10 protein-coding genes are annotated in these 14056 nt (G+C 44.8%); 5 read left to right on the plus strand and 5 right to left on the minus strand.

Annotated features, from left to right (window positions below):
• Positions 1 to 360 precede the first annotated feature (360 nt).
• Entirely contained in the window at positions 361 to 966 is a 606-nt protein-coding gene (locus A3EU_RS0101715) for an L-threonylcarbamoyladenylate synthase (RefSeq protein WP_020534390.1), read from the plus strand.
• Positions 967 to 1160: 194 nt separating this feature from the next.
• On the opposite strand, the gene A3EU_RS0101720 is transcribed toward A3EU_RS0101715, so the two are convergent.
• Positions 1161 to 2459 carry an ABC transporter permease gene (locus A3EU_RS0101720; protein ID WP_026211173.1) on the minus strand — a complete coding sequence of 433 codons (1299 nt, stop codon included), beginning with the start codon at positions 2457 to 2459 and terminating at the stop codon, positions 1161 to 1163.
• Positions 2460 to 2587: 128 nt separating this feature from the next.
• Here A3EU_RS0101720 and tyrS point away from each other — a divergent pair, with 128 nt between their 5' ends.
• The 4 genes from tyrS to A3EU_RS35430 all read left to right on the plus strand — a co-directional run bounded on the left by tyrS (position 2588) and on the right by A3EU_RS35430 (position 9662).
• Positions 2588 to 3862, plus strand: coding sequence for a tyrosine--tRNA ligase (gene tyrS / locus A3EU_RS0101725; protein ID WP_020534392.1), 1275 nt, complete (start codon positions 2588 to 2590; stop codon positions 3860 to 3862).
• A gap of 163 nt (positions 3863 to 4025) precedes the next feature.
• Entirely contained in the window at positions 4026 to 6074 is a 2049-nt protein-coding gene (locus tag A3EU_RS29035; protein WP_020534393.1) for a hypothetical protein, read from the plus strand.
• 7 nt (positions 6075 to 6081) lie between these two features.
• On the plus strand, positions 6082 to 6867 hold the full coding sequence (locus A3EU_RS0101735; protein ID WP_020534394.1) for a PhzF family phenazine biosynthesis protein: 786 nt from the start codon (positions 6082 to 6084) through the stop codon (positions 6865 to 6867).
• A gap of 1511 nt (positions 6868 to 8378) precedes the next feature.
• Positions 8379 to 9662 carry a T9SS type B sorting domain-containing protein gene (locus A3EU_RS35430; protein ID WP_425412635.1) on the plus strand — a complete coding sequence of 428 codons (1284 nt, stop codon included), beginning with the start codon at positions 8379 to 8381 and terminating at the stop codon, positions 9660 to 9662.
• A gap of 53 nt (positions 9663 to 9715) precedes the next feature.
• Here the strand turns inward: A3EU_RS35430 and A3EU_RS0101745 are convergent, their stop codons facing one another.
• From A3EU_RS0101745 to A3EU_RS32350, 4 genes are all read right to left on the minus strand, one after another.
• Positions 9716 to 10570, minus strand: a complete 855-nt coding sequence (locus tag A3EU_RS0101745; RefSeq protein WP_020534396.1) for a tetratricopeptide repeat protein — start codon at positions 10568 to 10570, stop codon at positions 9716 to 9718.
• Positions 10571 to 10584: 14 nt separating this feature from the next.
• Positions 10585 to 11037, minus strand: a complete 453-nt coding sequence (locus A3EU_RS0101750) for a hypothetical protein (protein ID WP_020534397.1) — start codon at positions 11035 to 11037, stop codon at positions 10585 to 10587.
• Between the two features lie 109 nt (positions 11038 to 11146).
• Positions 11147 to 11740, minus strand: a complete 594-nt coding sequence (locus A3EU_RS0101755) for a YdeI/OmpD-associated family protein (RefSeq protein ID WP_020534398.1) — start codon at positions 11738 to 11740, stop codon at positions 11147 to 11149.
• Positions 11741 to 11755: 15 nt separating this feature from the next.
• Positions 11756 to 13864 carry a T9SS type A sorting domain-containing protein gene (locus tag A3EU_RS32350; RefSeq protein WP_020534399.1) on the minus strand — a complete coding sequence of 703 codons (2109 nt, stop codon included), beginning with the start codon at positions 13862 to 13864 and terminating at the stop codon, positions 11756 to 11758.
• Positions 13865 to 14056: the final 192 nt, after the last annotated feature.

Here is a 14056-nt window from a genome sequence, read left to right on the forward strand (position 1 = left end):
TGTTCATATAGGCGTAGATTATCAACTCGTAGTATTAAACAGCTCCCAAAAGCTAATCGGTATGTATTAACATACCTAAATTGTTTTACAACTCGCTTATCCCAAAAACAGTCGCTGCATTAATCGTGCTAAAATAGGTAATATACCTACAATCCGGCGGCTTAATTTCAGGTTCGTAACATATTGGACATTTCCAGCCATTACAAAGGCTTGAATGCATGGTCAATAAAATGACGATGCTAACAAACTAAGTATAGGCTTAGATACGTTTTTCGAGATGCTTTCTCAGGATGAACCGCACCTGTGTGCCCCCCAGTTAAAGGGCAGTAAATACACAGTGTAGCAACAAACTATTTGAATATGCTCATGACGACTACTCAACAAGCTGCCAGTTTTATGATTCAACGCTACGATCTGGAAGGAGCGGCGGCCGTGCTTGAAAATGAAGGACTACTTTTATTACCCACCGATGCTTTGTGGTGCGTCGCCTGCCTGGCGGATGACCCCGTAGCTATTGAACGGTTAAAACGACTCAAAAGAGGACAGGGTGAAACAACTTTTGAAATTCTTTTCTCTTCGTTGGAAATGCTCAAGGAACACGCTCCCAGACTTCATCCGCGTCTTGAGACGCTACTCTCTTTTCACTTTCGACCACTGACGATCCTTACAGAAGCAGGGCCTTACATTCGATCCAACAGTCTACAGGCCGATGGCCGGATGGCGGCCAGAGTGGTACGCGATCAGTATTGCCAAGGTCTTATCAAAATGATGGGCCGGCCACTAGCCACCACTGTCGCTCATTTCGACAACAGTCCCTACCCCGATCATTTCGGCAGAGTCCGTTCCGATATTATAGGGTCAGTAGATTATGTTGCAAAATATCGACCACGCGAAGCCAGTACAGGGAGGCCAACTATTATGGTACAATTGGATCATAATAATGAGTTGGAATTTCTGAGGGACTGAGTTATAGTGTAAAGGTTGGGTAGGACTAAAGGTGTAAAAGTTGGGAGGGTGTAAGCGTTAAAGAGCCGATAAGGTGACCTTGTCACAAGAATTGAGACTGTTTAGAAATGTGTGTGTGTGTGTGTCTCACGCTAATATCAGAACCCCAACTCTTACACTTTTACACCCTTACACTTTAAACACACTCAAAAAACTTACTTAAACCGAATCGCCTTCACCGGATCAATCCGGGAAACGAGATAAGAAGGAAGGATAAGGAAAAGTAATGTAATGACCAGGGTCCCTACATTTAGGAGCAAGACACTCCCCCACTGGATTTTGATCGGCGCAACCGAGAGGTAATAATTGGTTTCATCCAAGGTGATGAGTCCAAATGTATCTTGAAGGTAGCAAAGACCTAGCCCTATGAGGTTACCCCAGAAGAGTCCTACCAAAATGATATATCCAGCGTAGTAAAGGAATATTCTCCGGATAGACCAGTTGCTCGATCCTAATGACTTGAGCGTACCGATCATATTGGTGCGTTCAAGGATCAAAATAAGCAAGGCTGTAATCATATTAATGATCGAAACCACCAACATTAAGCCAATTATCACCCATTCGTTTACATCTTGCAGGTCGAGCCAATCGAAGATGGCGCGCATTTTTTCCTTGATACTTTCTGCGTAGAGGCTATCAGGTAATTCCTCGTAATAAATGTACTCCGTCAGTGGACCGAGGTCATCAATATCGTCTACAAAGACTTCAAATCCAGTGACTTGCTCTTCCGTCCAACCTAAAATCTGTTGAATTTTGCGTATATCTACAAGCGCAAACTGTCGGTCATACTCTTCAAGGCCGGTACGGTAAATTCCCTCTACCGTAAATCGACGTTCCAGCTGTTCATACCTACTGGAAACGAAAAAGACCGAAAATTTATCTCCTATCTTAAGTTTCAGGCGGTCTGCGGTATACTGCGAGATCAAGATGCCATTACCCATTGTAGAATCGGGCATAGAGAGCGGCTGGCCTTCTTTCAAGTATTTATCCAGAAACTGCCAGTCAAAATCATGTCCAATTCCTTTTAAAATAATGCCTTCGAGCTCGTCATTAGCACGAATGATTCCCGAGTAAAGTGCATAAGACTGAATGTGGCGAATACCTCCATTGGTTTTCGTCTCCCGCTGTACCGTTTGGCCAAACCAACGCTCATGAGCAAGGTAATCGACCTGCCCTACCGAAGCAATATCCGGGTAAAAAGGCTGATTAAGGTCAACAGGATAAACTTCTGTTATGGATCGACTTTGATTAGGGTGCGTAATGTGGATATGCCCCCAAAAACCGAAAATCTTTTCTGCAATTTCTTCTTTAAACCCAGCGATCAGTGAAGATGCCAAAATCATTACCGTCATACTTACCGCCACAGCAATCACCGCGATCCGAATGATCATCCGAGAAAAAGATTGGCCACCACCTGTGGCTACTTTACGGGCTATGAAGTAGGAGAAATTCATATTAGCGCGAATATACAGGAAAGAAATGGAACTCTATCCAATAGGCAATTGTTAAGCATCCGTTGAGGGTTTTATCTCAGAACAAATACTATATTTGCGGCCTGAATATTGCGTAAAAAATTAGAATGATGGACTTTTTGAACGAATTGCAATGGCGGGGGATGCTTCACGATAGCACTCCTGGATTAAATGACTTTTTGACCTCCGCTCCTACGGCTGGTTATATTGGGTTTGATCCTACAGCTCCTTCTATGACCATTGGCAACTTTGTCCAGATCATGCTGCTTACTTTTTGGCAGAAGTCCGGCCACCGACCGATCGTACTTATGGGTGGTGCTACTGGCCGTATCGGTGACCCTTCTGGTAAAGATCAGGAAAGAACCCTGAAGTCTTACGACGAACTGGATAACAACCTGGCACACCAGACCAAACAGATGGAGAAACTCCTCGATTTTGATGGGCCTAACGCCGCTGTTTTGGTTAACAACCTGGATTTCTACCGGGACATGAACATTCTGCAGTTTCTCCGCGAGGTGGGTAAAACCTTGACCGTGAGCTACATGATGTCAAAAGAATCTGTAAAAAAGCGCTTAGAAACCGGGCTTTCGTTTACCGAATTTAGCTACCAGTTACTTCAGGCTTACGATTTCCAGCGGCTTTACGAAGATCACGGCTGTCGGGTGCAGATGGGGGGCTCTGACCAATGGGGAAATATCACCTCTGGTACAGAATTTATTCGTCGCAACCTTACCGACGCTAAAGCCTACGCTTGTACAACTCCATTACTTACCAAATCCGATGGCTCTAAATTTGGAAAAAGTGAAGCAGGTAACATTTGGCTTGATCCTGAATTGACTTCTCCTTACGAGTTCTACCAGTTTTGGCTCAATGCTGATGATCGTGATCTGCCGAAATTCATGCGCTACTTCACCCTCAAATCACAGGAAGAAGTGGAGGCACTGGAGCAAGAGCACGGTAGCAATCCGCGTCAGTTGAAAGCGCTTCTGGCGGAAGAGTTGACCGTAAGAGTTCACTCTGAAGACGATTTTACTGCTGTAAAAAAGGTATCCAATCTGCTGTTCAACAAAAAGGCTGGTGCAGATGATTTAAACAGCTTGGATGCAGCATCACTGAAAATGGTAGCCGGTGAAATACCTAGTTTCACCATCTCACGCGATTTGATCGCCAATGGTGTTTCTCTTATCGACTTGATGGCCGAACACACCACAATGGTAGCTTCAAAAAGTGAAGCACGCAGAGCCATTCAAAACAATGCCGTAAGCATTAACAAGGAGAAGGTGAGCAATGTAGATGCTACTGCTACCTCCGAGCACTTATTGCACGGGCGCTTCGTCATGGTAGAGAATGGCAAAAAGAATAAGTTTATTCTGATGGCAGAGTAAGAGCGTGTTTACCTTCGGTGATCGTCGCTCCTCCTCGGAGTTGGGACTTGTTTCCTACTGCGCGAAACCGTCCCAAAACACACTCTAGGCCTTAGAATATGTTTTTTATGCAAAAGGAGTTCGTACATTTACGGACTCCTTTTTTTGTTTAAAACAAATAAACATGCCCACTGATCAAACTTACAGCGATTTCCAATCCGCTTGGACAGCTAATAGCGCGACTCAGCTACGTGCCTACGCCCAACAACAAACAAGTTTTGTGCATGGCCTCCTTCCAGAACAAGCGGTGCAACTCAGTGGCCAGAAAATTTTGGAAACGCTGGCCCAACGATTAGGAGTAAACGCCTTGACAACTGCGCTAAATGTGGGTGCTACTTTTCCAAGCCCCATAGCTGATAAAACGGAGCCCGGCTGGATCAAAAGCGTCAATATGGTGGGCATCAATGTGCGTACGATTCAATCGTTTTGGAACGTCGTAAAGTATGCACTGACGCTCCCAGCCAGCCAATCCAGTATCCACCTGCTGCCCATGTGGGAGCCCGGTGTTGTTTCCAGCCTTTATGGCATGGCCTCCTGGAATATCAACCCCGAATTTTACAGCCAAGAGCTTTACCACCTCGTTCCTCAATTGAATACGGTAGAGAAACAGCTCAAAGTAGTAATCAACCTCCTCCACGCGATGGGTAAAACAGTGGGAATGGACGTCATCCCTCATGCCGACCGCTATGCGGAGATGGTACTCGCTCAACCCCACTACTTTGAATGGCTCCAACGCAAAGACGACAAAATACTGGATCATTCCGCCAATTTGCACGAAAAAGTCCAAGGCGCAATCATGTCGTGGTTGATCCGCAATGGCAGCGCTGATTTTGGCAAGCCTTACCCCCAGGAAATCGCTGAATTCTACGGAGAGGAATACGGAGAAGAAGCACGCCTGCGCACCCTTTTTGGCCAACCAGACCAGTACCAACAACGGCAAAACCGTCGGGCTGGCCTCGTGGATTGGCTTTATAGACTAGGCTACGAGCCTGTCCCCGCAACGATGGCGCCACCTTACCGTGGCCTTGAGGTAGACCCTGACCCTGCGGCCCGAGTAGTTGATCATGCTGGCCGCGAATGGCGAGATTATCGCATCACGCAACCCGAAAAAATGTCGCGGGTATTCGGCCCATTAAGTCGCTTTAAATTTTATGAACGATTGGACAACAACCGCGACTGGGGCATTGATTTCACACAACCGCGCAAGTCTGTTTGGGAATATTTTTGCCAGCAGTATGCCCGTATTCAAGCTGCTTACAACCTGGATTTCATGCGTGGGGACATGTCTCACGTACAGATGCGGCCCGAGGGTGTTCCCACCACACCTGATGCCTTCTATGATCCGCTTGGTGCGGTAAAAGAGTACATCCGCAAGCAAGTGCCTTATTTTGGTTACTTCGCCGAAAGCTTTCTCGCTCCGCCCAATGTAATGGCCTATGGTGATGAAATAGCTCATTTGGAGGCCAGTAAGGCGGATACTACCCTTGGAGACTTGCAAAGCATGGTCGTAGGCAGTCCGGAATTTATGGACAACTTCCATCGCTACCTCTCCATTGCGCAAGAACACGAAGTAGCCCCCAATTTCACGATCATGACGGGCGACAAGGATGATCCTCGCTTTGATCTTTTCTATCGGCATGGCAATGCCGCACGCCTGTTTATTGGGCTATTCTTACCAGTGCTTCCCTCCTACCAGGGCTTAGGTTTCGAGCAGCGGGATATCCATCATGAACCTGCGCCCAACGAGCACTACACCAAGCTGTACGTATTTCATCTCGACGAGGGCCCCAAAGCCACTAGCGGCCCCTATCAGTGGGGAAAAAACGGTGAGCTATTTGGCCAACTCTCCCGCATTCGCGAATTAAGCGAACAAATTTATACGACCATAGAAGGCACCAGCACCCAATGGCTCAATGCGCCTGATCCCAATGGCAATGATTTGCTCATCGCATGGACACAGCAAGATAACCCCACTTACCTTTTCGTTGTCAACCTTGCCGAGGAGCAAGTTATTAAACCACGCGCAGTGACTATACCTGAGGGAACCAAACAAGCACTAGGAATTTTCTCTAGTGAAACACTTAATTTCCACGAAAATGCGCTGACTAATACTGGTGAAATCATTCTCATGAATCTACAGGCAGGTGAATGTCGATGTTATGAATTAAAATAAAAAAACCATGGCTTTACGTATCTATCAAGTTGACGCTTTTCATCATGAATTACTCCGTGGTAACCCAGCAGCCGTTATCCCGCTTGACAAATGGTTACCTGATGAAAAACTACAGGCCATTGCTGGAGAAAATAACCTTTCAGAGACTGCTTTTTTCCTTCCGGAAGAAAATGGAGCTATCCCGCTACGATGGTTTACACCGAATAAAGAAGTGCGCTTGTGTGGCCACGCTACCTTGGCTGCATCCCATGTTTTATTCCAAGAAATTGGCCTGACGGCTAAAACCATCCGCTTCAGCAGCCTGAGTGGCATCCTCGAAGTAGAACGCCTTGAAAAAGGCTATCGCCTTAACTTTCCAGCGGATGCAGGAACTTCGATAAGTATTCCCCCGAACATAGAAAGTGCTTTAGGTATTTCCATTTCAGAAGCAATCATGGGTAATGACGACTTGCTTGTCATTGCCAGCAATCAGGCTCAGGTTGCTAAAATAACTCCAAATTTCAATGCCTTGATGGAATTTGATGTACGAGGAATTATCGTCTCCGCTCCCGGTGATGAGGTAGACTTTGTTTCCCGCTGCTTTTACCCCCGTTTTGGTATTAACGAAGACCCAGTGACGGGGTCAGCCCACACTTTGATGACGCCTTATTGGACTAAAAAACTAGGAAAGCAATCTTTGGAAGCTCGCCAAATCAGCCAACGAGGAGGTATCCTACATTGTACCCTCCATGATGACCGAGTACTGCTGAAAGGGCAAGCCATTACTTATTTACGAGGCCAGATCTTTTTGTAAAAACGGATTACCTAAACAGAAATTTGTAGCAACGTAGATAGGTTATTTTTAATGAACTCCCTAAATTCGTTGCTATGAAAAGATTTATCGCGCTTCCCCTCTTTTATCTGCTTAGCTTATCCGTGATTTTTGGCCAATACCAAGAACGCCACTGGGTGATGGGCCGAACTAATGCTCCGAGTAACACCACCAATGCCACCCTTGACTTTTTCCCTAATGGGCTCTCCCTTTACAATACAGCCCAAGCACCGCCCAGCATCACTCCACCACCCAACAACATAGATGGCAACAACGGCTTTGAGGGCTGGGGCGTTGTCTCCAATCCAGAAACTGGCGACCTCCTGTTCTACACCGACGGTGATGAAGTTTTTGACGCCAACCACCAAGATATTACGCCCGCAGGAGGACTAGGAGCTAATCCTTCTTCCTCGCAAGCAGTAGTGATTGCTGTTAATCCTGTGTGCCCCTTCAACCAATATTACATTTTCTCCAATCCAACGGGTGTCTACAATGGCAGCACCAGCGGCCCCGTAACCTATCGGCTTTACACGGTGGGCGGTGGTTTCTCTCCTCTCACTCCGCTGCCAGGCCCCAATGGTAACCTTAGTGTAGGAGAAGGGCTGCTCGTTATTCCGAGTAAAACAGATCCCTTTGTTTCCTGGTTGATCGTACGCTTACTCGCCCCTACCGCCAATGGATCTGATTACGTAGTATACCGCATTGATCCAAGTGGAATTTCATTTAATGCAACCTATAATTTTGCTCCAGCAGTAACCAACAACCCTTATTCTCCCATCATGAACATGACCTACGTTGATGATGAAAGTGCGGATAATGTCATCGTAGGATTTTCGGTTTCGGGCTCACCAAGCCGGGTATTTACCAATACTTTCAATACTACTACAGGCGCTTTTAATGGTCAAGGTAACATCGTTGCCTCGCTCTCGTTGGGCACCTTGTACGACTTGGAGTTTTCACCTGGCGGGAATTTCATTTATTATGCGTCCTATTCTCCCAGTGCACTGTACCAAGTACCCGTAAACGGTGGCAACGCACCCCAAATGCGAAACTTTGGTGGTAGTCTCAGGGGTGGTGGGCTAAAAAAAGCACCGGATGGTTATGTCTATCATATTTATGATGCAGGTAACATAAATAATACCAGCAGGGTAAAAATTGGCCGCCTTGTACAACCGGAAACAGCCTTCGATGGTTCCAATTTTAATGACCTGTACCAGGCTGATTTCAATAGTACGGTAAGCATGATCTACGAAGATGTTTTTGCTTACAATTTCCCTGAGTTCGCCAGTGTCCCCAACTGGTCGGTGGAGCTTACAGCCGAAGCAAACACGCCTATCTGCCCAGGCACATCGACCCTCATTACGGCCAGCATTAACACCCTTGGACAAAACATCCAGAGCTACTACTGGACCCTAGACGGGAATTTCCTAACGGCGCTTGAAACCCTGGAATTAGAAGTAGATCAGCCTGGTGATTACCAAGTCAACTTAAACATGGAAGGAGGCTGCATAATTGTTTCTAACCTAATTACCATTGAAGGCTCAGACGCACCGCAAATTGACAATATCGTTTCTACGGACACCCCGTGTGGGGGTGATACCGGCAGCATCACCATTACAGCCAGCGGCGGTAGCGGGCAGTTAAGCTATTCAATAGATGGCACGGATTTCTCTACCACAAACACCTTCTCCAATCTCCCAGCGGGTAGCTACTTGGTTACCGTTCAGGATGAGTTGGGCTGTAACGTAACTCAGAATACGGAGGTTATGCAAACACAGCCTGGCCCTAGTATTGATATGATTGACGTGCAGGAAGCCTCTTGCCTAGATGGAGACGGCAGCCTGACCATTGCCGCAAGTGGTGGCATGGGCCTCTTGCGATACTCCGTCGACGGCAATGCTTATCAGTCCAGTAATACTTTTACTGATTTGGTCGCAGGAGATTATACCGTTTCCGTCGTGGATGCCATCGGGTGCCTTACTACAGCATCAGTACAAGTATTACAAACAGATAATGGTCCACAAATTATGGCTGTCACCAGCGAACCCGCCAGCTGCCAAGGTAACGATGGTAGCATCAGTATTCAGGCTAACGGGGTAAACGGGGCCTTAATTTACTCCCTCGACGGCCTGACCTTTCAAGCAGATAATCAATTCATTGACTTGGCTGCTGGCAGCTACAATGTTGTCGTAGAAGATGAGATGGGCTGTACCGTCAGCCAAATGGTGGTAGTAGAAGCAGACGTTGATCTCCCCAACATTGTAGTCCTAAACATCACCCGCCCTGAGTGTAACCTGGATAATGGCGCGCTCGAGGTACAAGCCGATGGAGGCACGGGAGCTTTGAGCTACACAATTACCGGAGTCACTCCACAGGCGGATAACACCTTCTCCAATTTGGCCGCAGGAACGTATAGCATATCTGTTCATGATGAACTCGGCTGTGCCGTAGATTCGACCATTATTATATTGGAAGACAACTGCCCTATTTATGTCCCCAATGTCTTTTCGCCCAACAATGACGGTGTCAACGATCGTTTCCAAATCTTCACCGATGGCGACTCCGGCACGCTGATTCAACGCTTCCTCATCTTTGACCGTTGGGGCGAGTTGGTCTACGAAGTCAATGACCTTGCCCCTTCTGAACAGAATCGATTTTGGAACGGCACTTTTCGTGGTCAGATTATGGGAGCTGGTACTTACGTCTATTTCATTGAAGTGNGCTATGTGGATGGCTCGTCCGAGATTTTGGAGGGGGATGTGTTGCTGTTGAGGTAGAGAAAGAAAACAGAGAGCAGCGTTTGGTAATTTTTCATTTTTTTACTTCAAATCTACAGATTAAAGTCTTCTGCTAAGATATCATCCACCTCAGCATCATATGCTTCTGAATACCCCAGTTCTTTTGATTTTAAGAAATACTGCAAGGCTTCTTCTTTAAGACCTTGTAACAACTTCGCCTTTCCCATATTCTTATAGGCATAGGAGTTTTGGGGATCGTATCCTATTGATTTCAATATCATTTTTTTCCCCTCGCGAAGGCCTCCTCTACGACAGTAGATCAGCCCTAGATTATTTAGAGCATACTGGTGGTATGGATTTATTTCAAGCGCTTTATCATAATACAACTGGGCTTTATCATATTCTTGTTTTCGATCATAGCAATATCCAAGGTTATTGAATATATCTTCCTCATAATAATCTTGTTTGATTATCTCTTCATAGTCCTCAATTGCCAAATCAAATTCTTGCCTTTTTATAAATACATAGGCTCTTGCCATTAACGATCGGATATCTCCAGGTTCAATAGCTAAAACACGATCAATTATTCCCATTGATTTGTCAACAGGGCCTAGATTTTGATACAATGCAATAAGATGGTGCAAATACAGATAATTTTCACTTCCTAACTGTACCGCTTTTTCTGCATCTTCTATTGATTTATCAAATTCCTTTTCTTCAAACAAGGCTACCGACCTCCAATACCTGAATTCTGCCGCATCAGCTACTGCTATAGAGGTTCCTAAGTCTTCTATCCCCTCTAGGTTTAATTCTTGTGCTATCAAAACAACGCCTCTTAATCCTCTTAACTCAGCATTCTCTGGTTCTTTCCATAAAAGATCATCAATTCTATTTAATGCTCTACCGTAATTTCCAATCTCTATTTGTTCACGTATATCCTGTATCATTCTGATAATTGTTATTAATGAAACCACGTTTGAAAAAAAAGCACTTCTTTCATTTTCTCGTTTTCACAAACAAACTCAATGACTTGAAATTGATCTTTTATTATGTCATTACCAGTTTTTATTACTCTTTGGTTTCTCACTGCATACTCTATTATATTCTTTTTCGTTTCGGTAATTGACTTTAAAACGAATTCATTATTCCAACTCTGATTGAAGATTTCTGGCGCTAAAGCAAATTGTTTACTGTGCTTATATAATTCATCAAATAACAGGTCTAATAAAATTTCAAGTTCGACCTGTTGCAGGTTTCGTTTTTGCTTATCGTTAATTTGAGTAAAGGGAATATTAGGATCTCCCTGGCCTTCTGTTTTATGAAATGAAATCACTGAGAACATATACCCATTTGATAACAGCTCAAACATTCTATTTAAATAAAATATTTGAGTTTTTAATTCATAGTTAATCATTTGATATGATTTAATCAGTAGGTTATACGGTTTATTTATAACAACTCAGTAAAAAACACCCCAAGTTAAGTTGTAAAATTTAATTGTAAAGTGGAGTATCTTGAGCACCTCACTTATACCGATCATTCAACCCTTCCCCTGCCAAAATCATAGGGCGTATTTTCTCCAACCTTTGCACTTTGGTCGCAGCACGTTTGGCTTCACGGATATATTCAGAAAATTCTCTCCTTTTTCCAATTGTAAATTGCTCAAAAGCAGCACTTAATTGATTATTTTCTACTAAAAATTGTTTCAATTCTTCTGGCAAAACAAGCTCCTTTTTGGGCTTAGCCGGGCGGATCATCTTCCCATCTTTCTGATTTTGGATAGCCTCTTCTAAATAAGCCGTCACCAATGCCGGATCAATATCTTCCTCGCTGGAGAAACGCCATTGCCGCATACCTTTGGTTTTCCCCTCCTGGGCATTGATCAATACCTGCGCGGGGTCTTTGAGGAATGTCCCCTGATAGAACCAAAGACCGAAATAGTCTTTAAAAGCGCTCAGTCCAACCACATTTTTATTGTTGATAGTATACACCGGAATCCCCCACTTGATGGTCTCCTCCAATTCGGTAGCAACCAGTAAGGAACGTAATTGCTTTAGGCCATCCTGCCATTCGGTTTGAGCAGCCATGAATTCGTCGGTATTATTGATTTTTTTCATTATCAGTAGGGTGTTTTATTTGTTCAATGCTATGATCTGGTGAAAATTATGGCCATCGACCTTCACCATTAGAAGATATTGACCTGCTGGCAAGCTTGATGTATTTACCCGCAGGGTTCTTTGGTCTGAATAATTACCTTCAAACACCAGGTTCCCAAGTATATTATAAACATAAACCTGTGCGTGGGTGCCTGCCGAAGGAAGAATAATATTGACATCATCAGCTGCAGGATTAGGAAAAACTAACAACTCTCCTTCTGTTACCATTTCTACAACTTCAACCGTAGAATAGGTCATTTGATCATCAAAATCAACTTGTGCCAACCTGTAATAAGAAACTCCTTGAAAAGGGAAATCGTCGATAGTTTCGTACTGCTTGACAAGGGAAGAAAAATTGCTTCCTTGGACACGAGCGATCGTCTCCCATGTTACACCGTCTTTAGACCGTTCTATCAAAAAATGGCTGTTATTGCTTTCAGATGCCGTGGCCCAATGTAAGCGAACGGACTTGTCTGTTTTGAGTGCTGCCTCAAAGTAAAGCAAAGCTACAGGAAGAATACTTTGCCCTTCAATGGCTCCAATATCAGCAACACCTGTGCGCGTTGCCCCAGTATAATCCGTGGCAGCACTCATTGTCGGGTGCCCCGCATCGATCGCTGGAGACAAGCCCTGAGGAAGCAGGTTATAATCAGGAGACCCCGGAGCAGTAAATAATGGATCACCCGATATCGAATTAACATCAAATCCTCGTGAGGCAGACCAGGTATTCAGCGTTTGCCCAGCTCCCCAGCTGGCACTATTCAACAGCTCCATCATATTGTAATCCAAACCATCGTAGTCCCCATCCGCTAAATCCATATCAAAGCCATTTCCATTATCCATAGAAATCAGATTACTGACGACTACATGCCCCGTGCCTTCTCCTCCAACCTTTATGGCCACAGTAGAAGCATTAGCATTACGCAAGTATAGGGAGTTGTTCCGAACCGTCACATCCGTCATTGCCATATCATTGGCGTCCCTGGTACGATCAGGTGCAGCAATACCAACAAGATCTCCCGCGGCTTCATTTATGATAATGTTGTTCTCAACAATCGCCCCTGTACAAGCAGCTACCCCAATCCCAATGTTAAACATATTGACCAATAAATTACCTCTAATGACTGGTGCAACGAACCCTTCGGCAGAACCATACCCCGGATCTACTGCAATGCCCCAAGCATTCCCGGTGACCATTCCTAAATCTTCGTGGATGTAGTTCCCCTCTATTAAAAGGTTGTCATGAAGACCATGTACGACCAGCGAGACCCCATCGGCATTGCCATTCACGATGGCAGATCGATAGAGCTCATTATTCCTGATAATGATATTATCACCATTATCGCCACCGATATAAATGTTATGATTGAAAATCGCCCTGGCAAACCCATTGTTTTCAAAATGACAATCTTCTATTATCAAATCGTCACCACCTCCGAGAAACCCCTGCTCAGAACAATCGGTAATACTTGAATTCAAAAGCTGCATGTGTTGATTCTGATCGTCGGCACCACTATTAGGAGTATTAGCTCCGGCACTATGAACACCGATGCCAAAACCGGAGATATCCAGGTTGTCCATCGTGATATAATCCGCATCATTGTAAGCAAATACAGCCCACTGCCCCGTGCCGGCTCCTCTTAAATCAAGATTCCTGATAAGATAGCCTTCATCATGATCCGCATTTCCTCCATCAGCAAAATGAAACAAATTTGTACCAGCTCTTGCCTCTGTTAAAATAGGCTTAGCCGTTCCTCCCCAGGGAGCATCATAGCTATCAAAAACAATAGGATTAGCAGCGGTAGCATTAAAATTATAGACACTCCCAAAGCTGGCATTCGTCCATGCAGCTCCTTTGGCAAATCGTATCTCGTCACCTGCCTGCAAGGAATTGATCACCGATATTGCCTTGGCAATACTCTGCCAGGGGGCATTACTGCTTGTTCCGCTATTGGCATCATTTCCGGCAACACAATTCACATCAGCTCCCGTATCGCAATCGCAAACATAATAGGTCGTTGCCTTAAGTCCAGAGGTAAAAAGAAAAGTAAAGGCTACTACAAAAATAAGGTGGTGGGTTTTCATGGTGATATTTTAAAGTTTAGAACCATATTACTGGACATTCGGCAAAAGTCCGTAGAAAGACACAGGTCGCTTCGCGCCCTTTTTGGTAAAGGGTAGAGAGATAAGCTAGACTTTCAGCAACCTCAAAGAGATCATCATGTGGAATGCCAAAAGTCCAACTAAGTTTTCATTGCCCTAAAAATAGCAACTTTT

This window comes from Lewinella cohaerens DSM 23179, from assembly GCF_000379805.1.
Classification (GTDB): Bacteria; Bacteroidota; Bacteroidia; order Chitinophagales; family Saprospiraceae; genus Lewinella; species Lewinella cohaerens.